Raw genomic sequence first — 21648 nt, 5'->3', positions numbered from 1 at the left:
GAGCGTTCTCGCTGTTCGGAGGGGGTGCGACCGGCCCGCGGGGAGGTCCGCCCGTACGGCGGACCGCCGAGCGGCCGGTCAGGTGCTCAGGCCGAAACGTGCCTGTCGGCGACGGTCAGCGCGTCGTCCAGGAGGGCCAGGCCCTCCTTCGCGTCCGCTTCCGTGATGTTGCACGGGGGGACGACGTGGGTGCGGTTCATATTGACGAACGGCCACAGCCCGGACGCCTTGCAGGCCGCGGCGAACTCGGCCATCGGCGCGTTGTCGGCCCCGGCGGCGTTGTACGGGACCAGCGGCTCGCGCGTCTCCTTGTTCCGTACGAGCTCCAGGGCCCAGAAGGTGCCCAGACCCCGCACCTCCCCGATCGAGGGGTGGCGCTCCGCGAGCTCGGCGAGGGCCGGGCCGATCACGTTCTCGCCGAGGTGGGCGGAGTGCTCGACGATGCCCTCCTCCTCCATGGCGTTCATCGTCGCGACGGCGGCGGCGCAGGCGAGGGGGTGACCGGAGTAGGTCAGCCCGCCCGGGTAGGGGCGCGTGGCGAAGGTCTCGGCGATCGCGCCGGAGATCGCGACGCCGCCGAGCGGGACGTAGCCGCTGTTGACGCCCTTGGCGAAGGCGATCAGGTCGGGGGTGACGTCGAAGTGCTCGGCGGCGAACCACGTGCCGGTCCGGCCGAATCCCGACATGACCTCGTCCAGGATGAAGACGATGCCGTAGCGGTCGCAGAGCTCGCGCACGCCGGCCAGGTAGCCGGGCGGCGGGGTCATGATCCCGGCCGTGCCGGGGACCGACTCCAGGATGATCGCGGCGATCGTCGCCGGGCCCTCGAAGGCGATGGTGTCGGCGAGGTGGGTGAGGGCGCGCGCGCACTCCTCGGCCTCGGTGGTCGCGTGGAAGGGCGAGCGGTAGAGGAACGGTCCCCAGAAGTGCACGACACCGGCGGCGGCCGCATCGGAGGGCCAGCGGCGCGGGTCACCGGTCAGGTTGATCGCGGCGGCGGTGGCGCCGTGGTACGAGCGGTAGGTGGACATCACCTTCTGCCGCCCGGTGTGCAGCCGGGCCATGCGGACGGCGTTCTCCACGGCCTCGGCGCCGCCGTTGGTGAAGAAGATCTTGTCGAGGTCGCCGGGGGTCCGCTGCGCGATGAGGCGTGCGGCCTCGGAGCGGACGTCCACGGCGAAACCGGGGGCCAGGGTACAGAGCCTGGCCGCCTGCTCCTGGATGGCGGCGACGACCTTGGGGTGCTGGTGACCGATGTTGGTGTTGACCAGCTGGGAGGCGAAGTCGAGGTAGCGCTTGCCGTCGTAGTCCCAGAAGTGCGACCCCTCGGCTTTGGCCACGGCGAGCGGGTCGATCAGGGCCTGGGCGGACCAGGAGTGGAAGACGTGGGCGCGGTCGGCAGCCTTGACGGAGGCGCCCGAGGTGACGTGAGGGGTCATGGCCGCAACCGTAGAAGTGCGCAGGTGGGGAGGGATATCGGCGGTCTGTATGCGGGTGGGGGGCGGGTCTCGGCAGTCTGTCTGGGGAATGATTGACAGCAGGCTGTCATTGTGTCAGCATGCTGTCATAAGGGGATGTGACGGCGACGGCGACACCGGAGGCGAGCACGATGAGCGAGACCCAGGCGAAGACGCAGGCGGAGACCGGGGCGGAGACGCAGGCCGGGGCGGAGTCCGCGGGTGGCGGCGCGGTCCGCACCGTCCACGTGGCGGTGTACGACACCTACGCCGACTGGGAGACGGGCCACACCACCGCGCACCTGACCCAGCACGGCTACGAGGTCCGCACCGTCGGCGTCGCCACGGGACGGCCCGTCACCACGATGGGCGGCCTCCGCATCCAGCCCGACCTGGCCCTCGCGGACCTGCGCCCCGAGGAGTCCGCACTGCTCATCCTGACCGGCGCCGGGCTGTGGGACGCGGGCGACGACCTGGCTCCCTTCGCGGCGAAGGCCGAGGAGTTCCTCGCGGCCGGCGTCCCGGTCGCGGCGATCTGCGGAGCCACGGCCGGACTGGCCCGCGCCGGAGTCCTGGACGGACGTACGCACACCAGCGCGGCCCCCTTCTACCTCGGCGGCCAGCCGGGCTACGCGGGCGCCGCGCGCTACGTCGAGGCCGACGCGGTCACCGACGGCGACCTGATCACGGCCGGCCCCACGGAACCGGTGGCGTTCGCCCGCGAGGTCTTCGCCCGCCTCGGGGTGTACGAGGCGCACGTGCTCGACGCCTGGTACCGCCTCTTCCACGACTCCGACGAGAGCGCGTACCCCGTCCTGATGGCGGCGTCGGAGCAGGAACAGGAGCGGGAACAGGAGCGGGAATCAAGCGATGCCTGACGAAGCAGCCGGCACCGGCACCGACCCCGGCACACGCACCCGGCAGGACCTCCTGAGCCGCACGGCCCTCGGGGTGTTCCGGCTCAACGGCCAGTTCCTCTCCGTGTCGGAGGAGCTGGCCCGCCCGGCGGGGCTGACCGCGGCCTGGTGGCAGGTGCTCGGGGCGGTGCTCCGCGAGCCGCTGCCCGTCGCCGGTATCGCCCGGGCCATGGGCATCACCCGCCAGAGCGTGCAGCGGATCGCCGATCTGCTGGCCGCCAAGGGCCTCGCCGAGTACGTCCCGAACCCGGCCCACCGCCGAGCGAAGCTGCTGAGCCCCACCGAGGCCGGCCGCGCCGCCGTCGCGCGGATCGGCCCGGGCCACGCGACCCTGGCCACCCGGCTCGCGGAGGCCCTCGGCGAGGACGGCCTCGCGGAAACGGTCCGCGTCCTGGAACGCCTGACGGCCGTCCTGGACACCCTGGACACGACCCTGGACACCCTGCCGCCCCCGCCCGGCGCCCCGGCCGCGTAGGGGCGGCTTCCGGGCCCCTTCTTCAGGTGCGGGCGGTGCGGGGATCGACGACCCAGTGGTTGGCCCGGAGGACTCGGTCGGCGAACGCCACCTCGCGCGCGGCGACGAACCGGAAGCCGAGCGAGCGGCAGATGCCGTTCGAAGCTCCGTTGCCCGTCGCGGGAAAGGCGTGCACGAGTCCCCAACGGCCCTGGCCCTGGTTCTGGCCCTGGTCCTCGCCCTCGTCCCGGGCCTGGTCGAGAAGGGTGCGGACGGCCTGTTTGGCCAGTCCGCGCCCCTGGTGTTCGGGCAGGACCATCCATCCGATCTCCGACATGGGCCCGTCCTCGGTGGTGTGGGACCAGAGCGTCACCGTTCCCGCCACCACCTCGGGCGCGGCCGGGTCCGGGATGATCATCTTGATCCAGTCGAGATCCGCGGCCGCCCTGTGGACGTCCCGGCGGACCTTGTCCTCCATGCCCGCACGCGGCAGGGGTCCGCCCAGGTCGGCCATCATGACGGGATCGCACCGCATCCTGACGTACGCCTCGACGTCGGCAAGCTCGACGTTGCGCAACTGCACCGGCCGCTCCTCGCTTCGGTGGACTCCCCGGTTCGGTGAGGACTCCTCGGTTCGATGGACTCCCCGGTTCGGTGAGGAGTCCCCGCTTCGGTGGACTCCTCGGTTCGGCGAGGGCTCCCCGCATGATCCGGTACCCCGCAGAGCGGCCCCGTACCGGCACGGGATCCCAACACGCCTCGCCCGTACACCTGGTGGGACCCGACAGCCCGGTGCGCCCCGGTCACCGGCAGCCCCGCCGTGCCGTCCGGCCTGCGCCAATCCCACCCCCGCAACCGGTATCGCCCCCGGCCGCACTATTGTCGGGCTCCGGCGAGTCCCAGGGGGAGGACCACCTGTCATGGAGCAACTGCACCCGCGCGATGCGGAACACATCGGCCCGTACCGCCTGCTCGCCCGCCTCGGAACGGGCGGTATGGGCCAGGTGTACCTCGGCCGCGCCGAGGACCACGACCCCGGCACCGGCGGTGTCACGGGCAGCGGATCCGGATACGGAACCGGAACCGGAGCTCCCGCCGGCACCCGGACCCGTACGGGCACCCGCACCGCCGCCGTGAAGCTGATCCACCCCCACCTCGCCGCGCACCCCGACTTCCGCACCCGCTTCCGCCGCGAGGCCGACGCCGCCCGCCTCGTCGGCGGGGACTGGACCGTCGCCGTCCTCGACGCCGACCCCGACGCCGAGATCCCCTGGCTGGCCACCGCCTACATCGCCGGGCCGAGCCTGCGCCAAGCCGTCGGCCGCGACTTCGGCCCGCTGCCGGCCGGCTCCGTACGGATCCTGGGCGAGGGGCTCTCGTACGCCCTCCAGGACATCCACCGGGCCGGCCTGGTCCACCGGGACCTGAAGCCCGGCAACATCCTGCTCACCGCCGACGGCCCCCGCGTCATCGACTTCGGCATCGCCCGGGCCCTGGGCGCCACCGCCGACCCCGGCCTCACGCAGACCGGCGAACTCCTCGGCTCCCCCGGTTTCCTCGCCCCCGAGCAGATCAACGGCACCCCCGTGACCCCGGCCTGCGACGTGTTCGGCCTCGGCGCGGTGCTCGCCTACGCCGCCACCGGCCGGCTGCCCTTCGGCGACCCGGACCAGCCCGGAGGCATCGCCGCACTGCTGATGCGCGTCACCGAAGCGGAACCCGACCTGGCCGGCGTACCGGCCGAACTGCGCGACGTCGTACGCGACTGCCTGCACAAGGACCCGGCCGCCCGGCCCACCCCCGCCGCGCTCCTCGAACGGTTCACCGCCGGCCGGGGGGACACCCCGGAGCCCTGGCTGCCCGCGCCGCTCGTCGCGCGGCTCGGACAGCACGCCATAGCCCTGCTGGACCGCGTGGACGCCGGCCCGGACCGGCCCGAGCCGGTGACCGTGCCCGCCCAGCGCTCCTCGGAGCAGCCGGCCGCCTCCCCTCCCGCTCCTGCGCCGAGCCCTGCACCGGCCCCGGCCCCCGCGTCCACGCTCACCCCCGTGCCCGGCCCGGCGGACGCCGGATACGGCCCCGGCGCCGGCCCCTGGTCCGATTCCGGGCGCGGACCCGGCTCCCGGACGCGCTCCCGGTCCGTCTCCACCGCCCTGCTCGTCGCCGTCGCCGCGATCGTCGCCGTGGCGGCCGGCGGCACGGTCTACACCGTCATGAGCGGATCCGGGGAAGGCGCGCCCCGCGCCGGATCCGGCGCCTCCCCCTCCTCCGGCGCGTCCTCCGGTGCTTCCTCCGGCTCCTCCGGTGCGCGGGCCACCGGGGACGCGACCACGCCCGACGCCGTTGCCACTCCTTCCCCTTCCCCTTCCGCCCCTCCGGCGACGCTTCCCGAGGCCTACGCCGGGACCTGGCGCACCGTCTACGGCGGGCAGAGCTGGCAGCTCACCCTCACCCCCGGCACGAGCGGCTCCAACGTCATGTCCCTGACCCTCCAGGCCCCCGGACTCAGCTGCGCCTGGACCGCCCCGCTGCGCTCCGCCACCGCCGACAGCGTCGGGCTCGACCCCTCCACGGTGATCTCCGGTACGCCGCCCTCGTGTTCGCCGGGCGGCCGGAGCACACTGCGACTGCTCTCCAACGGGAACCTGGTGCGTGAGCTCGACGGCAGCACCGCCGCTCCGCTCACGTACCGGCGTCGCTAATTATTTCGAAGTCAATAAGCCTGCAAGCAAAGCTTGTTGCAATCACCGGTCCCCCCGCACACTGCGGCACATGGAGCCGTTGAAGGTAGTGGCACAACTGTGGGAGCGGATCGAGGCACGCGACTGGGACGGAGTGGCCCTGCTGATCGCCGAGGACGCGGTGATCGAATGGCCCGTGAGCAGCGAACGCATCGTCGGTCGCGACAACTTCATCGCCGTCATCAGCGATGACGATTACGCGGACGAGAGATCCGTCGAGGTGCTCCGGATCCTCGCGGACGGCGATCTCGTGGTGACCGAGGTGGAAATACCTCAGGACCACGTCGTCTATCGTGCCGTCTCCCTGTGGACCGTGCGGGACGGGCAGATCGCCGGGGCGCGGGAGTACTGGACCAGCCCGGGCCAGGACCCGGCCCCGCGCTGGCGCGCCGGTTTCGTCGAACCGCTCGTGGAGCCGCTCGCCGAATCGCTGGCGGCCGACTGACGGGGCCCGGCGCGGGCAACTCGCCTGGAATGGCGCCCGCCCGGAATGACCTCCGTCCGCAATGGCGCCCGCCTGAAATGGCCTCTGAGTAGGCCCTGTCATACCTGAGAGCTACCTGGGAAGTGGGCTCTCCAGTGGGACGCCGACGAGGGCTCCCGATTCCTAACTTCGTGACCAGAGAACAACGCAGCACCCCCCTCTGGCACAAGCGAAGGAACGGGCCCATGAAGCGCCGACCCACCGCACGTCCCGACGGCCGCAGCAGCGGCCGTCTGCGCCGCACGCTGCTGGCGGGGCTCGTCGCAGCGGCCGTTGTGCTCCCCGTTTCCGCCGCCGCTTCCCCGAACGTGCCCGCGCCGGCCCCCGCCGCCCTCGGGGAGCGCGCCGCGCTCCCCGACCGGTACGCCGCCAACCTCGCCAACCTCGCCGAGGCGGCCGGTACGGCCGAGAGCGCCGGGCGCAACGACCGCGCGGCGAAGCTCCGCGCGATGGAGGCGGGCGGCGGTGCCCGGTTCCTCGTCTTCGACGGGCGCGGCAAGGGCCGGGCGATAGAGGTGTTCGGCGATCTGGAGACCGCCGACCGGATCGCGGTCCTGGTCCCCGGGTCGGACACGACGCTGGACACCTACCAGCGGTTCCGCGCCGGAGCCGCAGCCCTCGACCAGCGGCTCCGGGCCGGGCATCCCCGCTCCGCCGTGGTCGCCTGGCTCGGGTACGACACCCCCGGCACGGTCAGTCCGGCCGTCCTGACCACGGGCCGCGCCGACGGGGCCGCCGCCGAACTCGGCTCCTTCCTTCCCCGGCTGGCCCGGCTGGCCGCGCCGGAGGCGCACCTCTCGCTGCTCTGCCACTCCTACGGGTCCGTCGTCTGCGCCCGTACCGGGACCGGCTCCGAGGTCACCGACATCGCCCTGTTCGGCAGCCCGGGCACGGGGTCCGATTCCGCCGCGCAGCTGCCGACCCGGGCCCGTGTCTGGGCCGGCCGGGGCGGCGCCGACTGGATCTCCGGCGTCCCGCACGTCCGGGTCGCCGGGGTCGGCTTCGGCACCGATCCCGTGGACCCCGCCTTCGAAGCCCTGCCGTTCGCGGCCGGCGCCGGCGGCCACAGCGACTACCTCAAGCCCGGTACCGAGTCCCTGAACAGCCTGGCCGCCATCGTGCTCGGCGACTCCCCGGAGGTCTCCCGTGCGCATGCGTGAACCGCTCGCCCGCTGGTCCGCCCTCGCGGACCGCATCGACGCCGGAACCCCCGCACACCGGGACCGGGCCGTGGACGCCCTGCGGGCCTTCGCCATCCTCGGCGTGGTGCTGGGCCACTGGCTGGTCACCGCGCTCACCCGTGCAGACGGCGGCCTCGCCACCACCAGCCCGCTGGCCCACATGAGCGCACTGGCCCCGGTCTCCTGGGTGTTCCAGACCCTGGCCGTCTTCTTCCTGGTCGGCGGTCACGTCGCCGCCCAGGGGTACGAGTCGGCGCGCGGGCGCGGAGTCCCGTACGGGCAGTGGGTCGGGCAGCGTCTGGGCAGGCTGTTCCGGCCGGTCGCCGCCGTCCTGGTCCTCTGGAGCCTCGCCTCCGGCGCCATGCTGCTCGGCGGGGTCGGGACCGACACGGTGCGGACCCTGCTCAAGCTCGTCCTGTCGCCGCTGTGGTTCCTCCTCGTCTTCGCCGCGCTCACCGCCGCGACCCCGCTCGTCGCCCGGCTGAGTCCGCTGTTGCCGCTGGCCGTGGTGGCCTGCGTCGATGTCTGGCGCTTCGGGTTCGGCGGGCCCGCGTGGATCGGCTGGGTCAATGTGGCCGCCGGCTGGCTGGTGCCCTACACCCTGGGCGCCGCCTGGTCCCGGGGGGCCTTCGCCCGGCGTGCCCCGGCCGCCCTGTTGCTCGGCGGCGGGATCGCCGCCTCGGCCGCACTGATCCTCTGGGGCGGGTACCCCGCCTCGATGGTCGGCGTCCCCGGAGCCGCGATCTCGAATCTGAACCCGCCGACGCTGGCCGCCGTCGCGTTCGGTCTGGCCCAGTGCGGGCTGGCGCTGCTGCTGCGGGAGCCGCTGGCCCGGGTGATGAGCCGACCGCGGGCCTGGGCGAAGGTGGCGCTGGTGAACCTGTCCGCCATGACGATCTTCCTGTGGCACCAGACCGCGATGATGGCCGTCACCGCGATGGGACTGCTGGTCTCCACCGATCTGCCCGGCCTGCACACCGTGCCCGCCTCCGCGGAGTGGATAGCCGTCCGGCTGCTCTGGCTGCCCGTGTTCGCGGCCGCGCTGGCGGTCTGCTGGGCCGCCTTCCACACCTACGAGCAGCCCGGCGGACGCCCCCGGGGCCGACGCCGCCGCGGATCCTCCGGGGCGCCGGTCACCGTCCCCTCACGGATCGTCGCCACGTCCGTCCCGGCCCGCGGGAACACCTCCCCCGTTGCCCGAACCGTGCCAACTCCGGCCGGTGAAAGCGCAGTCACCGGCCAGGCGGGCCGCGTCAAGGAGAACCTCGATGCCTAGGCTGGACGATGTGAACGAGCAGAGCGAGCCCCCGAAGCCGGTGCCGGTGCCGGCCCCGGTCCTGGTCTCCAACCCGGCCGCGGCCGGTGGGCAGTCCGGAGGTTCCCCCGGCGGGGCTTCGGCCGTGGTGCGGAGCGTGGCCCTGGGTCTCCTGGACCTCAAGGCCGATCCCCTCCCGAAGGTGTCGAGGCCGCGCTGGCTGGCCTGGCTCCCCCACCTGGTTCTCCTCTATCTGGCGGCGGCCTTCTTCGCCGTGACCACGGAGCAGCTCAGCAATCACTACGGGGTGCACGGTTCCGTCCGGCCCCTGCTGGCGACCATGGTCGGCGCCTCCATCGTGATCGCGATGCGGTGGCCGATGGCCGGGTACTGGCTCGGCCTGACCGGGGCGGGACTGATCGCCGCGCAGATCCACGGCCACGTCGGCCAGGGCCAGAGCTGGCCGTGGATGCCCGCCGGGATATTCGCCTTCGCCCCGGTGCTGCTCCTGGTGTCCCTGCGGGTGCCGCCCCGGGTGACGGTCGGGGCGGTGACCGTCGTCGTCGCCTGCACCGGACTGGCCGAGGGGCTCTTCAGGCCCGAGCACAGCGGCACCACCGCTCCCGGGGCCATCCTGCTGTTCGCCTTCACCGGCCTCCTCGGGTACGCCCTGCGCGCGACCCGGCTGGCCCGGACGCAGCTCGTCGAGCAGGAGACCCTCACCGAGGAGGAGCGTGCCCGGCGCACCCTGCTGGAGGAGCGCAGCCGGATCGCCCGCGAGCTGCACGATGTCGTCGCGCACCACATGTCGGTGATCTCCATCCAGGCGCAGGTGGCCCCCTACCTCGTGGAGAACCCGCCGGAGGAGCTCAAGGAGAACCTGGCCGGGATCCGCGCGAATGCCGTGGAGGCGCTGACGGAGCTGCGCCGCGTCCTGGGGGTGCTGCGTTCCGAGCACCCGGGCGAGGATGCCGAGGCGCACCATCCGCAGCCGACGCTGGCCGAGTTGGGGGGTCTCGTGGACAACGTGCGGGCGGCCGGGCTGGAGGTCACCACCGAGATCGCGGGCATCCGCCGGCCGCTGTCCCCGGGGGTGGAGCTCACGGCGTACCGGATCGTGCAGGAGGCGCTGAGCAACTGTCTGCGGCACGCGCCCGGCTCCCGCGTGGAGGTCGGCATCGCCTACGGGCCCCGCGATGTGCACCTGTGCGTCGCCAACACGGCGCCGACCCGGCCGGCCCCGCCGACCATGGGAGCGGGGCACGGGCTGCTGGGGATGCGGGAGCGAGCGGGCATGCTGGGGGGCGAACTGGCCGCCGGTCCCCGCCCCGACGGGGGGTACGAGGTGAGCGCCGTGCTCCCGATGGATCCCGTGTCCCCGAGCGGCGTGACCTCCGCCGGCCCCGAGACGAGGAAGAAGGACTCATGACTGCTGCCCCGATCAGGGTGATGATCGCCGACGACCAGATGATGGTCCGGCAGGGCTTCACCGTGCTCCTCGACGCCCAGCCCGACATCGAGGTCGTGGGGCAGGCCGTCGACGGCACCGAGGCCGTGGCCAAGGTCGCCGAACTGGCCCCGGACGTGGTGCTGATGGACATCCGGATGCCCGGGATGGGCGGGATCGAGGCCACCTCCCTCATCACCGGGGCCCCTGACTCCGCGGTGAAGGTGCTGGTGCTGACCACCTTCGACCTCGACGAGTACGTGTACGAGGCGCTGCGCGCCGGGGCCTCGGGTTTCCTCCTCAAGGACGCCTCCGCCGATCAGCTGGCGGAGGCGGTCCGCGTGATCGCGGCCGGGGAGGCGCTCCTCGCCCCGAACATCACGAAGCGCCTGATCACCGAGTTCTCCCGGCTGGGGGCTCCGCGGGCGCCGTCGAAGGCGCGGATCGACGAGCTGACGGAGCGGGAGACGGAGGTGCTGTCGCTGGTCGCCCAGGGCATGTCGAACGCGGAGATCGCCGAGCACTTGATCCTGGCCGAGCAGACGGTCAAGACGCACGTGGGCCGGATCCTGGTGAAGCTGGGTCTGCGGGACCGCACCCAGGCCGCGGTGTTCGCGTACGAGACGGGGCTGATCCGTCCGACGGGCTACTGAGGCAGCCCCTGTAGTACTTGAGGGGGACCCCGGGAAATCCCCTTCAGCGGCGACGCGGACCAGGACAGGGCCCGCCTACCGTGGGGAGCATGACCGAGACGACCCACGGGACACCAGAGATCCGGCTGGCTTCGGGCTTCGTGCAGAGCCTGCGCCAGGCCCTGATCACCGACGCCTTCGCCTACCGCCCCCTGCCGCCGATGCGCACGGACGGGCCGCTGACCCGGCGGCTCCCGAACCGGATACGGGTGGAGGCCGCCCACCTGCCGCATGCGGTCGTCTGCGGGGTGGCGTTCCTCGTGGTGGTCTTCACCTCGGTTTCCAGCGGCCTGCCGCAGGCCGCCTCCCTGGTGATGGGGCTGCTCGCGGCCGCCCCGATCGCGATGACCCTGGTGCGGCCGCTGGGGGCGTTCTGGGCCGCCGTGGCGGTCACCATGGTCTTCTCCGTCGTCAGCGGCTCCGATCCCAACTGGCCCTGGATCCCCGCCACCTTCTTCTCGTACCTGGCGACGGTGACGCTGGTGGCGATGCGGACCAGTCCCCGGACGGCCGGCTGGATGTGGGTGGTCACGCTGTCGATCGGCATCGGGACGTCCATCGTGCTCGGGCACGGTCAGGACATCAACGTCGGCCCGATGGCCTTCGCCTCGGCGCTCGCCCTGCTGGCGGTGAGCATCCGCAACATCCGCAAGCAGGCGGAGCAGGAGGTCACCGCGCAGCAGGAGGTGACCGCCGTCGAGCGGGACCGGCGGACCCTGCTGGAGGAGCGGACCACGATCGCGAGGGAGCTCCACGACGTGGTCGCGCACCACATGTCGGTGGTGGCCATCCAGGCGGAGGCCGCGCCCTACCGGGTGAAGAATCCGCCGCCGGAGCTGGAGGCCGCGTTCGTCACCATCCGGGAGAACGCGGTGGCCGCCCTGACCGAGCTGCGCCGGGTGCTGGGTGTCGTGCGCTCCGCGGACTACGAGGCGCCGGACGCCCCGCAGCCGACGCTGGCCTCGCTGGACGGACTGCTGGCCAATGTGCGGGAGGCCGGGCTGAGGGTGGACAAGACCGTGACGGGTTCGGTGCGCGAACTGCCGCCGGGTGTGGAGCTGTCGGCCTACCGGATCATCCAGGAGGCCCTGAGCAACACCCTGCGGCACGCACCGGGCGCGGGCGCCGCGGTCGAGCTGTCCTACGTGCTGGGCGGGCTGGGCCTGCGCATCGTCAACGAGGCCGGCACCGGGGACGTGCGGCCCTCGCCGGGGGCGGGGCAGGGGGTCACCGGGATGCGCGAGCGGGTGGCCATGCTGGAAGGGGAGATGACCGCCGGGGAACTGGCCTCCGGCGGGTTCGAGGTGGCGGTGTTCATACCTGTGGCCGGCAGCCGCCCGGATCCGGCGAAGGATCCGGTATGACGATCAGAGTGCTCATCGTCGACGACCAGATGATGGTCCGTGAGGGTTTCTCCGTCCTGCTGAACGCGATGGACGGAATCGAAGTGGCCGGGGAGGCGGTGAACGGGCGGGAGGCCATCGCCCAGGTGGCGGCGCTGAAGCCGGATGTGGTGCTGATGGACATCCGGATGCCGGAGATGAACGGCCTGGAGGCCACGCGGGAGATCGTGGCCGCCGACACGGACGCGAAGGTGCTGGTCCTGACGACCTTCGACCTCGACGAGTACGTGTACCAGGCACTGCGGGCCGGCGCGTCCGGGTTCCTCCTGAAGGACGCCTCCGCCCGCCAACTGGCCGATGGGGTGAGGGTGGTGGCCGCCGGGGAGGCTCTGCTGGCGCCTTCCGTGACCAAGCGGCTGATCACGGAGTTCTCGAAGTTGTCGGAGACCCGGACGCAGGCGGGCTCCGCGGCGGTCACGGAGCTGACGGAGCGGGAGACCGAGGTGCTGGTGCTGATCGCACAGGGCTTGTCCAACGCGGAGATAGCCGACCGGCTGATCATCGCCGAGTCCACCATCAAGACGCACGTGAGCCGGATCCTGGTCAAGCTGGGACTGCGGGACCGCACGCAGGCGGCGGTGTTCGCGTACGAGACCCGGCTGGTGACCCCCGCTTAGGCCGCTCCGAAAAGTTGTCCACAGCTGTGGACAACTTTTCGGACGGGCGTGGATCAAGGAATCCCGGGGCTCAGGCCGGCAGGTCCCGGCGGCGCAGGGCGGTCAGGGCAGCCGCCAGGAGGGCCGCCGCCACGGCGCTCAGCAGCAGCAGAGGAGCCCAGGTCAGAGCCTCGGAGCCGGGGATCCGGGGCAGGTGGGCGAAGGGCGACAGGTCCAGGACCGCCCCCGGGAGGTTCAGTGCGGGGCCGATCCAGCCGAGGGCCAGCGCAGCCCCGGCCACCGCCCAGCCGGCCGAGGCGTAGCCGGGGACCGCGCCGTACAGGAGGGCCACGACGGCCCCGATCACCCATACCGCGGGGAGCTGCACGAGACAGCCCCCGACGGTCTGCCCGAGATCCGCGCCATGGCCCAGGCCCAGGCCGAGCCCGCCCAGCAGCAGGATCAGCGCCGAGCCGCCGAAGGCGATGGCCAGATGCCCGGCGGCCCAGCGCAGCCGGCCGACGGAATGCGCCAGGACGGGCTCCGCACGCTGTCCCGACTCCTCGGCGCCCAGGCGCAGTACGGCCGACACGATGAAGAGGGCGGCCAGCAGTCCGAGCATCCCGGCCATCGTCGCCAGGAAGGCGTCGGTGAGGCCCGCCCCGCCGCCCGCGCCGCCCATCCGCTCGATGATCTCCCGGGTCCTGGGGTTGTCGCCGACCAGCTCGGTGGCCCCGTCCGCCATCCCCCCGAACACCACGCCGGCTGCCAGGAATCCGAGGCTCCAGCCGAGCAGCCCGCCCCGCTGCAGCCGCCACGCCAGCGCCCCGGCGCCGCCGAGCCGCCCCTCGGCCGGGCCCGGGCGGACCGCCAGGAAGCTCATGCCGAGGTCGCGGCGGCCCGCGAGCACGAAGGCCGCGGCCGTCTGGACGGCGAAGGCCGCCGCGAACAGGGCGAGCACCCACCAGCGTTCGGCCGCGAAGGCCCGTAGGTGCTCCAGCCAGCCCAGCGGGGAGATCCAGGTCAGCGCCGACGCACCGGCCTCGGAGCCCGCGTCGCCCGCGGCGCGCAGGAGGAAGGCCGCGCCGAGCAGTGTTCCGGCGAGGCCCCTGGCGAGCCGCGCGCTCTCGGTGAGCTGAGCCGTCACTGCGGCCGCCGATGCGAACAGCATCCCGGTGGCGCCGGTCCCGAGCCCGAGGGCGAGCGCTCCGCCCGCGCCCCGCCCGGCGAGTCCGGCCGTGACGAGGAGGGCGACCAGCGCATTGGCCGCGAAGGCCGCCATCAGGGCCGCCGTGAGCGGGGCCCGGCGCCCCACCATCGCCGCGGACAGGAGTTCCTGACGCCCCGACTCCTCCTCCTCGCGGGTGTGCCGGATCACGATGATCAGGCTCATGACCCCGGCGAGCAGCCCGGCGAAGACCCCGCCCCGCCAGGCGGTCAGCGCACCGATCGAATCGCCGAAGGCAGGGCCGTAGAGGGCGCGGAGCGAGCCGTTCGCGCTCATGGTGGCGAGGAGGCGGGACCGTTCGGCCGGCGTCGCGTACACCGATGCGAGAGAGGCGGGCAGGCTGAGCAGCAGGGCCGCCACGGCCAGGATCCAGACCGGCATCATGACGCGGTCGCGGCGCAGGGCGAGGCGCAGCAGGGCGCCGGTCCCGGCCAGTTGACGGTGCCTCGTCGCGGTCATCGCGGTCGTCGCGGTCGTCGCGGTCATCGCGCTTCCCCCGTCTCCCCGGTCCGGGCGTAGTGCCGCAGGAAGAGCTCTTCGAGGGTCGGCGGGGTCGCGGTCAGGGACCGTACCCCCGAGGCGGCCAGGGACCGCAGTACGGCGTCCAGCTTGTCCGTGTCGGCCTGGAGCCGGATCCTCCGCCCCTGCACCTGCACGTCGTGGACGCCCGGCAGCTGCGCGAGCCCGTTCGGCGGGGCGGCGAGCTCGGCGCTGATCGACGTACGGGTCAGGTGGCGCAGTTCGGCGAGGCTGCCGGTCTCGACCGTACGGCCCGTGCGGATGATGCTGACCCGGTCGCAGAGGGCCTCGACCTCGCTCAGGACGTGCGAGCTGAGCAGGACGGTGCGCCCGGCGGCGCGGGCCTCGGCGACGCAGCCGCGGAAGACCTCCTCCATCAGCGGGTCGAGGCCGGAGGTGGGCTCGTCGAGGATGAGCAGCTCGACGTCGGCGGCGAAGGCGGCGACGAGGGCCACCTTCTGGCGGTTGCCCTTGGAGTACGTGCGCCCCTTCTTGGTCGGGTCGAGTTCGAACCGCTCGATCAGTTCGGCGCGGCGCGCCGGGTCGAGCCCGGCCCGGCCGCCGCGGCCGCCGCCGCGCAGGCGCCCGTAGAGGTCGATGACCTCGCCGCCGGAGAGGTTGCGCCAGAGGGTGACGTCTCCGGGCACGTAGGCGATGCGGCGGTGCAGCTCGACGGCATCGGCCCACGGGTCGCCGCCGAGCAGGCGGACGGTGCCGGAGTCGGCGCGCAGCAGACCGAGCAGGACGCGGATCGCGGTGGACTTGCCGGCGCCGTTGGGGCCGAGGAATCCGTGCACCTCTCCGGTGGCGACCGCGAGGTCGAGGCCGTCCAGTGCGTGGGTGCGACCGAACGCCTTGTGGAGTCCGGCGGCGCTGATTGCCTTCGTCATGCTTTTGAACGTACGCTTCTTTCACAAATTTGTGAAGGTCGGGAATCACGTAAAGTCGGGAGGGTGGCGGAAGACGTGAACGACGACGTGAAGACCGGTGCGGATCCCCGGGACGAGGAGGCGGTCTCGCGCTTCGTCGAGCGGTTCGCCGCGCAGCTGACCGAGGCGGGGATGCAGCGGATGGCCGCGCGCGTCTTCGCCCGGCTGCTCGCGAGCGACGGCGGCTCGATGACCTCGGCGGAACTGGGCGAGGCCCTGCGGATCAGCCCCGCGGCGGTGTCGGGGGCCGTCGCCTACCTGTCCCAGGTCAACATGGTCAGCCGGGAGCGGGAGCCGGGTTCGCGGCGCGATCGCTACGTGCTGCACAACGAGCTCTGGTACGAGACCTTCACCCGCCGGGACCAGATCCTGACCCTCTGGGAGAAGACCCTCCGCGACGGCGCGGCCGGCCTCGGCCCGGACTCCCCCGCGGGCGCCCGGGTCGCCGAGACGGCGGCGTTCTTCGCGTTCATGCAGACGGAACTCCTGAGCCTGATGGACCGCTGGCGCACCCATCGCGCGACCCTGAACCTGCCGTAGCCCGGTCCGTCCGGTCCGGTCCGTCCGGTCCCTCCGGTCCGGCATCCGCGGCGACGCCGTCGCGCCGTGGCGGCCGGTGGACCGTCCCCCTAGCGTGGCCCGGGGGGCACGGGGGGGCACGGGACACACGCAACCGGACTCAGGAGCAGAACCTCATGGCCGACAACCCCGTCCGCACCCCCGCCATCGTCCTCGTCCACGGCTTCTGGGGCGGCGCCGCCCACTGGGCCAAGGTCATCGGCGAGCTCCACCGCCGCGGGTACACGGACCTGCACGCCGTCGAGAACCCGCTGACCTCCCTCGCCGACGACGCCGAGCGGACCCGCAAGATGGTCCGGCAGATCGACGGGCCGGTGCTCCTCGTCGGCCACTCGTACGGCGGAGCCGTCATCACCGAGGCCGGGGACCTGCCCAACGTCACCGGACTGGTCTACGTCGCCGCGTTCGCGCCCGACGCGGGCGAGAGCCCCGGCGGGATCAGCCAGGAGAACCCGCCCGCGGCCTTCGAGAACATCGCGCCCGACTCCGACGGCTACCTGTGGGTCAGGCAGGACAAGTTCCACGAGAGCTTCGCCCAGGACCTCGACCCCGAAGAAGCCCTGGTCATGGCCGTGACCCAGAAGGCTCCCCTCGCCTCCGCCTTCGGCGACGCCGTCACCGCGCCCGCCTGGCGCGCGAAGCCGTCCTGGTACCAGGTCTCCACCGCCGACCGCATGATCCACCCCGACAACGAGCGCCGCATGGCCGCCCGCATGAACCCCCGCAAGACCGTCGAGCTCGACGCGAGCCACGCCTCACTGGCCTCCCTCCCCGGCCCGGTCTGCGACCTCATCGAGGCGGCGGCGTCCGCCTGAGCGCGCCCCGCCGCCACAGCCTGCGCGCCCGGCCCAGCTCCCGGGCGCGCGGCGCCCACACCACGGCTCCCGGCCCCGGGTCCCCGGCCAGCCACACGAACCGCTCCGGCGGCGGATCCGCGGCCTGCGACTCCGCCGGCGACGGCGGCAGGGCCGACTGCGGGAGAGCGGGATCGGTACGGGGCCATGCCCGCGGCGGGAGCACCCGCCGCCCCAGCGGCCCCAGGGCCAGCACCCACGGCCCGCGGCGGCCGGGCCCGCCGGAGCCGCCGCTCAGGACCAGCAGCGGCGGCAGCCCGTGCCCGCGCAGCACCCGGAGGTCGTACGGGGTCCAGCGCAGCTCCGGATCCCGCAGGGCCCGGCGCACCCGCCGGGCGACGTAGAGCTCCCTGAGGGCGACGAGCACGGGCAGGCACAGCAGCCCCAGCAGGACCGCCTGCAAGGGCGCGGGGCGGGTGATCAGGGCCCCGATGAGCGCGGGCCAGCACAGCACCGGGACCAGCCCGATCAGCGCGGCGTCCTGCCGCCAGTCACTGAGCGCGTCCCGCACGGCCGCCTCCCCGGGCGGCCCGGGCACGGGCGGCTCCCCCGCGTGGGGTCCGCCCGCCGGGGGCCCGCTCGCCACCGGATCCCCGGTCATCGGATCCCCGGTCACCGGACGAAGTTCCGGAAGACGCCGGGGGCGGCCGCCGCCTTCGCTTCCTCCCCCGCGCACCGGAACACCCCGGTCCACCAGGAAACGTCCACGACGTCCGCGATCCCCGCCATCGGCCCCCGCCCTCCCCGTGTCAGCGCTGCAGCGGCAGTGTCAGCCCCCATGCCCCGGGGCGCAAGGTCCACGTACGGCGCCGGACCGGGCCGGTGATCGCGACGTCCGACCGGTAGCGGAAGTCCGCCCCCGACACGGTCACCGCCGACGCGCGCACCCGCACCACGGGGTCGCGGTCGCCGTCCGGGCCCGCCGCCAGCCGGACCAGCACGTCCGCCAGCCCGTCGCCCTCCCGGGCCGACACCGCGACGTCCTCCACCATCCCGTCCACGTCCGCCAGGACCACCCCGTCGGCCTCCACCCGCAGCCGGTGGCCGCCACCGGATCCGGTGCCGGACGGAGCCCCGGCCGGCGGGCGGCCGAACGTGCGGACCAGCGAGCGGTACGCGTTCCACACCGACGGCCCGGCCGGCCGCGGCACGCCCCCGGGCCCGGTCCGGGCCCCGAACCGGGCCCCGGACCGCGACCCGGATCCGGCCCCCACGGGCGGCGGCGGGATGCCGATCCCGCCCAGCACCACCCCGTCGCTGTCGTCGACCAGCAGGTCCCGCATTCCGACGGCCCCGTCCAGGACCGCCCGCGCGGCCGACACGGCCGACAGCGGCACGCCGAGCTGCAGCGCCAGTACCAGCGACCCGGCCGGCCCCACCGGAATCAGCGAAACGGCCCCCTCGGACAGCGCCCGCTCACGGTGCAGCAGCCCGACGGCCCGTACGAGTGCGCGATCGTCGCCCACGATCACCGGCTGCCGATGACCCCGGCGGGCGAGGGCCCGCGCAAACTCCTCCTGTGAGTCCGGGAGACAAATTTTTGCCGCCGCTCCCGCTGACAACACATCTTTCGCGATTCGCACGGACTCGCCGTCAAGACGGCGGGCGACCGGGTCGACGAGCACGAGCAGGCCGCCTACCGGCGCGCCCGCATGGCTCATGGTGGGCTCTGGAGCCGACACCTCGGTCCTTCCTCGGGTAGCATCTTTGTGCAAGAGGCCCTTGCGCTATTGCGCCAGGGCCTTCGTCTATTCCGGGGTACCGGTCCGACGGCTCAGCCTGCGGTGTACATCGTCGTACGCCCCCTGACCTTGGACATGCCCCATCCGGAAGAGGTGTACGCCTGTGCCCGCTCTTGTGCTGCTCGGAGCTCAGTGGGGTGACGAGGGCAAGGGAAAGGCCACCGACCTGCTCGGTGGATCCGTTGACTATGTAGTGCGTTACCAGGGCGGCAACAACGCCGGCCACACGGTCGTCGTGGGCGACCAGAAGTACGCACTGCACCTTCTCCCTTCCGGCATCCTCTCCCCCGGATGCACCCCGGTCATCGGCAACGGTGTCGTCATCGACCCGGCCGTCCTGCTCTCCGAGCTGCGCGGTCTGAACGAGCGCGGCATCGACACCTCCAAGCTGCTGGTCAGCGGCAACGCGCACGTGATCACGCCGTACAACGTCACCCTCGACAAGGTCGGCGAGCGCTTCCTCGGCAAGCGCAAGATCGGTACGACCGGCCGCGGCATCGGACCGACCTACGCGGACAAGATCAACCGCGTCGGCATCCGGATCCAGGACCTCTACGACGAGTCGATCCTCACCCAGAAGGTCGAAGCGGCGCTGGAGGGCAAGAACCAGCTCCTCACGAAGCTGTACAACCGCCGCGCGATCGAGTCGGCCCAGATCGTCGAAGAGCTGCTCGGCTACGCGGAGCAGATCAAGCAGTACGTCGCCGACACCACCCTCATCATCAACAAGGCGCTCGACCAGGACAAGGTCGTGCTCTTCGAGGGCGGCCAGGGCACCCTGCTCGACGTCGACCACGGCACGTACCCCTTCGTCACCTCCTCGAACCCGACCGCCGGTGGCGCCTGCACCGGTGCGGGCGTCGGCCCGACGAAGATCAGCCGCGTCATCGGCATCCTGAAGGCGTACACGACCCGCGTCGGCGCCGGCCCGTTCCCGACCGAGCTGTTCGACGCGGACGGCGAGGCCCTGCGCCGCATCGGCGGCGAGCGCGGTGTGACCACCGGCCGTGACCGCCGCTGCGGCTGGTTCGACGCCCCGATCGCCCGCTACGCGACCCGCGTCAACGGCCTGACGGACTTCTTCCTCACCAAGCTGGACGTGCTGACCGGCTGGGAGGAGATCCCGGTCTGCGTCGCGTACGAGATCGACGGCAAGCGCGTCGAGGAGCTCCCGTACTCGCAGACCGACTTCCACCACGCGAAGCCGATCTACGAGAACTTCCCCGGCTGGTCCGAGGACATCACCAAGGCCAAGACCTTCGCGGACCTCCCGAAGAACGCCCAGGCGTACGTCAAGGCCCTGGAGGAGATGTCGGGCGCCCCGATCTCCGCGATCGGCGTCGGCCCCGGCCGCACCGAGACGATCGAGATCAACTCGTTCCTCTAGGCGACAGCCGTTCCTGAACGCCCGAAGGGGCGGTGCACCGTACGGTGCACCGCCCCTTCGGTGTGTGGACCCGTCGGCGGATCAGTCCTTCTCGTAGATGCCGAGGCAGTCGACGACCACGTCGACGGACTGCCAGCCCTGGTTCCAGAAGTCGATGACGTCCCCCTTGCCCCCGGAGGTCTGGACGAGGTTCGGGACGGTCTGGCCGGCCGCCCAGTTCAGGGCCGAGGAGACGGGCCGGGCCGGCTGGACCTGGATGCCCTTCTGGTAGTCCGGCCACGTGTTCGGGTCGGGGGACACCGACAGGAAGCCCACGCCGCTCGTGTTGGTGACCGTCACGTTCAGCGCCCAGCCGTCCGCGGGAGCGGGCGAATCGCCCATGAGCGGCAGGGGGAGGTACTGGCGGGCCTGCACCGGGCCGGCCTTGCGGAACCAGGCGTCCTCCCTGGTGTCGACCAGACGGAAGGGCCCCACCGGCCGCAGGGCCGCCTGGCTGTCGGGGCTGTAGTAGCCGACGACGTCGATCACCACGTCCGCGGGCTGCCAACTGCCGTTGCGGATGACGATCTTTCCGTCGGGGCCGACCGGCACGATCACCGAGTTGGCGACGGTCTGACCGGCGGTGAAGTTCACGCTGGACGTGGACGGCGCCTTCTGTCCGCTGGGGTAGGCGGTCAGGTGACCGGCTTCCTGCGGGTTCGTGACGGTCAGGTTGAGCGCCACGGCGGTCGCGCCCTTGGGGACGCCGCCCCGGCCGGTGATCGCGACGCCGAGGTTCGACTGCCCGGCGACCTTGCTCTTCGGTGCGCCCAGGCCGGACCTGGTGTCGACGGTGCGGACCGGGGTCAGGGTGGTGTAGCCGCTGGCCGCGGACGCGGTGAAGTAGCCGGTGACGTCCGCGATCAGGTCGACCGGAGCCCCGCCGCTGTTCACCAGGTGCACCCAGCCGTCCACGACCGGCACGATGACCAGGTTCGGGACGCTCTGGCCCGGGGCGTAGTTGAGGTTCGACGTCGTGGGGTCGACGTAGCTCCTGCCGGGCTGGACCGCGATGTGGCCCGCCCCGGTGGTGTTGGTGACCGTCACGTTGAGGACCACGGCGCTGACGCCCGCGGGGATCCCGGCGGTGCCGCCGACCTTCAGGGACACGCTTCCCCGCCCGCCGACCTGGGCCTTCGCCCCGCCGATGCCCGCACGGGTGTCCAGCAGCCGGGCGGGCGCGACCGGGGTGAACTCGGTACCCGCCGTCACGACCTTGAGCTGGTTCACGGCCTGGACGTTGTTCGTGACGTCCTTCACCGTGACCGTGACGGTGTACGAGCCGACCTCGGCGTACTTGTGGACGAGGTTGTGATAGTTCGGCCCGGCGGCGGTGGGCTCCGTGCCGTCGCCCCAGTCGACGGTGACGTCGAGCTCGTCGCCCGCACCCGTGACCGCCGTCGTCAACTGGATCCTGTGCGCGCTGTCGGCATAGGCGTCCAGCTCGATCGCGGGAGCGGGGCTGCCCGCCACGCGCGTGCGCGCGCCCCCCTCGGTCCCGGCGCCGGACAGCGGAGCGACGACCGTACGGTCGGCAGGGCTGCTGAACTTCTCGGACGCGGGCCCCCCGGCCAGGTCCTTCGTGCTGTCCGGCGTGGCCACCGTCCGGGCGGCAGGAGCGGCGGAACCCGCTGCCTGAGCCGTCCACGGTACGAGCCCCACGCCCGCGGCCACGAGGGCAGCGGAAATTACGAGTCGGCGATTGCGCACCGGCCCCCCACTTCTGTTTGAACATGATCAGATT

At 72.9% G+C, this 21648-nt stretch carries 20 protein-coding genes; 13 read left to right on the top strand and 7 right to left on the bottom strand.

The annotated features are described in order from the left end of the window. Positions 1 to 86: 86 nt before the first annotated feature. On the bottom strand, positions 87 to 1439 hold the full coding sequence (locus tag ACFWNV_RS15815) for an aspartate aminotransferase family protein (RefSeq protein WP_383946408.1): 1353 nt from the start codon (positions 1437 to 1439) through the stop codon (positions 87 to 89). A gap of 170 nt (positions 1440 to 1609) precedes the next feature. On the opposite strand from ACFWNV_RS15815, the gene ACFWNV_RS15810 reads away from it, so the two are divergent. Next, positions 1610 to 2335, top strand: a complete 726-nt coding sequence (locus ACFWNV_RS15810; RefSeq protein WP_383946405.1) for a type 1 glutamine amidotransferase family protein — start codon at positions 1610 to 1612, stop codon at positions 2333 to 2335. After that, positions 2328 to 2849, top strand: a complete 522-nt coding sequence (locus tag ACFWNV_RS15805) for a MarR family winged helix-turn-helix transcriptional regulator (RefSeq protein ID WP_383946403.1) — start codon at positions 2328 to 2330, stop codon at positions 2847 to 2849. The genes ACFWNV_RS15810 and ACFWNV_RS15805 overlap by 8 nt, the downstream gene beginning before the upstream one ends. 22 nt (positions 2850 to 2871) lie before the next feature. Here the strand turns inward: ACFWNV_RS15805 and ACFWNV_RS15800 are convergent, their stop codons facing one another. Next, the gene (locus tag ACFWNV_RS15800) at positions 2872 to 3411 is read right to left on the bottom strand and encodes a GNAT family N-acetyltransferase (RefSeq protein WP_383946400.1); all 540 of its coding nucleotides are present in this window, start codon (positions 3409 to 3411) and stop codon (positions 2872 to 2874) included. Positions 3412 to 3748: 337 nt separating this feature from the next. On the opposite strand from ACFWNV_RS15800, the gene ACFWNV_RS15795 reads away from it, so the two are divergent. From ACFWNV_RS15795 to ACFWNV_RS15760, 8 genes are all read left to right on the top strand, one after another. Then, entirely contained in the window at positions 3749 to 5530 is a 1782-nt protein-coding gene (locus ACFWNV_RS15795; RefSeq protein WP_383946397.1) for a serine/threonine-protein kinase, read from the top strand. Positions 5531 to 5600: 70 nt separating this feature from the next. Further along, positions 5601 to 6014, top strand: coding sequence for a nuclear transport factor 2 family protein (locus tag ACFWNV_RS15790; protein WP_383946394.1), 414 nt, complete (start codon positions 5601 to 5603; stop codon positions 6012 to 6014). A gap of 224 nt (positions 6015 to 6238) precedes the next feature. After that, on the top strand, positions 6239 to 7213 hold the full coding sequence (locus ACFWNV_RS15785; RefSeq protein ID WP_383946391.1) for an alpha/beta hydrolase: 975 nt from the start codon (positions 6239 to 6241) through the stop codon (positions 7211 to 7213). Beyond that, positions 7206 to 8510, top strand: coding sequence for an acyltransferase (locus tag ACFWNV_RS15780; protein WP_383946388.1), 1305 nt, complete (start codon positions 7206 to 7208; stop codon positions 8508 to 8510). The genes ACFWNV_RS15785 and ACFWNV_RS15780 overlap by 8 nt, the downstream gene beginning before the upstream one ends. Then, a complete protein-coding gene (locus tag ACFWNV_RS15775; protein ID WP_383946385.1) occupies positions 8503 to 9918 on the top strand; it encodes a sensor histidine kinase in 1416 nt (471 codons plus the stop codon). The genes ACFWNV_RS15780 and ACFWNV_RS15775 overlap by 8 nt, the downstream gene beginning before the upstream one ends. Then, positions 9915 to 10589: a response regulator gene (locus ACFWNV_RS15770; RefSeq protein ID WP_383946382.1), complete on the top strand. Its 675-nt coding sequence runs from the start codon at positions 9915 to 9917 to the stop codon at positions 10587 to 10589. The genes ACFWNV_RS15775 and ACFWNV_RS15770 overlap by 4 nt, the downstream gene beginning before the upstream one ends. A gap of 89 nt (positions 10590 to 10678) precedes the next feature. Further along, the gene (locus ACFWNV_RS15765; RefSeq protein ID WP_383946379.1) at positions 10679 to 11992 is read left to right on the top strand and encodes a sensor histidine kinase; all 1314 of its coding nucleotides are present in this window, start codon (positions 10679 to 10681) and stop codon (positions 11990 to 11992) included. Next, a complete protein-coding gene (locus ACFWNV_RS15760; protein ID WP_383946376.1) occupies positions 11989 to 12648 on the top strand; it encodes a response regulator in 660 nt (219 codons plus the stop codon). Before ACFWNV_RS15765 ends, ACFWNV_RS15760 begins: the two co-directional genes overlap by 4 nt. Before the next feature lie 70 nt (positions 12649 to 12718). Here the strand turns inward: ACFWNV_RS15760 and ACFWNV_RS15755 are convergent, their stop codons facing one another. Then, positions 12719 to 14341: an ABC transporter permease gene (locus ACFWNV_RS15755; RefSeq protein ID WP_383946373.1), complete on the bottom strand. Its 1623-nt coding sequence runs from the start codon at positions 14339 to 14341 to the stop codon at positions 12719 to 12721. Beyond that, positions 14338 to 15264 (bottom strand): ATP-binding cassette domain-containing protein, encoded by a 927-nt coding sequence (locus tag ACFWNV_RS15750; RefSeq protein WP_383946370.1) that lies wholly within the window; start codon positions 15262 to 15264, stop codon positions 14338 to 14340. Before ACFWNV_RS15750 ends, ACFWNV_RS15755 begins: the two co-directional genes overlap by 4 nt. Before the next feature lie 63 nt (positions 15265 to 15327). Here ACFWNV_RS15750 and ACFWNV_RS15745 point away from each other — a divergent pair, with 63 nt between their 5' ends. Together ACFWNV_RS15745 and ACFWNV_RS15740 are read left to right on the top strand one after the other, a co-directional pair. Then, positions 15328 to 15843: a GbsR/MarR family transcriptional regulator gene (locus tag ACFWNV_RS15745; RefSeq protein WP_383946367.1), complete on the top strand. Its 516-nt coding sequence runs from the start codon at positions 15328 to 15330 to the stop codon at positions 15841 to 15843. A 155-nt stretch (positions 15844 to 15998) separates the two neighbouring features. Further along, on the top strand, positions 15999 to 16697 hold the full coding sequence (locus tag ACFWNV_RS15740) for an alpha/beta hydrolase (protein ID WP_383946364.1): 699 nt from the start codon (positions 15999 to 16001) through the stop codon (positions 16695 to 16697). Here the strand turns inward: ACFWNV_RS15740 and ACFWNV_RS15735 are convergent. Next, positions 16672 to 17274 carry a hypothetical protein gene (locus ACFWNV_RS15735; RefSeq protein ID WP_383946362.1) on the bottom strand — a complete coding sequence of 201 codons (603 nt, stop codon included), beginning with the start codon at positions 17272 to 17274 and terminating at the stop codon, positions 16672 to 16674. The genes ACFWNV_RS15740 and ACFWNV_RS15735 overlap by 26 nt on opposite strands. A 211-nt stretch (positions 17275 to 17485) precedes the next feature. Further along, positions 17486 to 18397 (bottom strand): diacylglycerol kinase, encoded by a 912-nt coding sequence (locus tag ACFWNV_RS15730; RefSeq protein WP_383946359.1) that lies wholly within the window; start codon positions 18395 to 18397, stop codon positions 17486 to 17488. A gap of 184 nt (positions 18398 to 18581) precedes the next feature. Between ACFWNV_RS15730 and ACFWNV_RS15725 the strand changes: the two genes are divergently transcribed. Next, positions 18582 to 19865 (top strand): adenylosuccinate synthase, encoded by a 1284-nt coding sequence (locus ACFWNV_RS15725; protein ID WP_327305424.1) that lies wholly within the window; start codon positions 18582 to 18584, stop codon positions 19863 to 19865. Between the two features lie 81 nt (positions 19866 to 19946). Here ACFWNV_RS15725 and ACFWNV_RS15720 read toward each other — a convergent pair whose 3' ends face one another. Then, complete coding sequence (locus tag ACFWNV_RS15720) at positions 19947 to 21578, bottom strand: PKD domain-containing protein (protein WP_383946356.1); 1632 nt, start codon at positions 21576 to 21578, stop codon at positions 19947 to 19949. Between the last annotated feature and the right edge of the window lie 70 nt (positions 21579 to 21648).

It is taken from the genome of Streptomyces sp. NPDC058401 (assembly GCF_042722885.1).
GTDB lineage: Bacteria > Actinomycetota > Actinomycetes > Streptomycetales > Streptomycetaceae > Streptomyces.
The sequence above is the reverse complement of the archived record's forward strand: the minus strand, read 5'-3'. Positions and strand labels throughout refer to the sequence as shown.

Coding starts and splice junctions, on each gene's coding strand:
- ACFWNV_RS15790 (WP_383946394.1), top strand. CDS start 5,601: ATGGAGCCGTTGAAGGTAGTGGCACAACTGTGGGAGCGGATCGAGGCA.
- ACFWNV_RS15770 (WP_383946382.1), top strand. CDS start 9,915: ATGACTGCTGCCCCGATCAGGGTGATGATCGCCGACGACCAGATGATG.
- ACFWNV_RS15755 (WP_383946373.1), bottom strand. CDS start 14,341: ATGACCGCGACGACCGCGACGACCGCGATGACCGCGACGAGGCACCGT.
- ACFWNV_RS15760 (WP_383946376.1), top strand. CDS start 11,989: ATGACGATCAGAGTGCTCATCGTCGACGACCAGATGATGGTCCGTGAG.
- ACFWNV_RS15810 (WP_383946405.1), top strand. CDS start 1,610: ATGAGCGAGACCCAGGCGAAGACGCAGGCGGAGACCGGGGCGGAGACG.
- ACFWNV_RS15795 (WP_383946397.1), top strand. CDS start 3,749: ATGGAGCAACTGCACCCGCGCGATGCGGAACACATCGGCCCGTACCGC.
- ACFWNV_RS15775 (WP_383946385.1), top strand. CDS start 8,503: ATGCCTAGGCTGGACGATGTGAACGAGCAGAGCGAGCCCCCGAAGCCG.
- ACFWNV_RS15815 (WP_383946408.1), bottom strand. CDS start 1,439: ATGACCCCTCACGTCACCTCGGGCGCCTCCGTCAAGGCTGCCGACCGC.
- ACFWNV_RS15730 (WP_383946359.1), bottom strand. CDS start 18,397: ATGAGCCATGCGGGCGCGCCGGTAGGCGGCCTGCTCGTGCTCGTCGAC.
- ACFWNV_RS15780 (WP_383946388.1), top strand. CDS start 7,206: ATGCGTGAACCGCTCGCCCGCTGGTCCGCCCTCGCGGACCGCATCGAC.
- ACFWNV_RS15750 (WP_383946370.1), bottom strand. CDS start 15,264: ATGACGAAGGCAATCAGCGCCGCCGGACTCCACAAGGCGTTCGGTCGC.
- ACFWNV_RS15740 (WP_383946364.1), top strand. CDS start 15,999: ATGGCCGACAACCCCGTCCGCACCCCCGCCATCGTCCTCGTCCACGGC.
- ACFWNV_RS15805 (WP_383946403.1), top strand. CDS start 2,328: ATGCCTGACGAAGCAGCCGGCACCGGCACCGACCCCGGCACACGCACC.
- ACFWNV_RS15785 (WP_383946391.1), top strand. CDS start 6,239: ATGAAGCGCCGACCCACCGCACGTCCCGACGGCCGCAGCAGCGGCCGT.
- ACFWNV_RS15765 (WP_383946379.1), top strand. CDS start 10,679: ATGACCGAGACGACCCACGGGACACCAGAGATCCGGCTGGCTTCGGGC.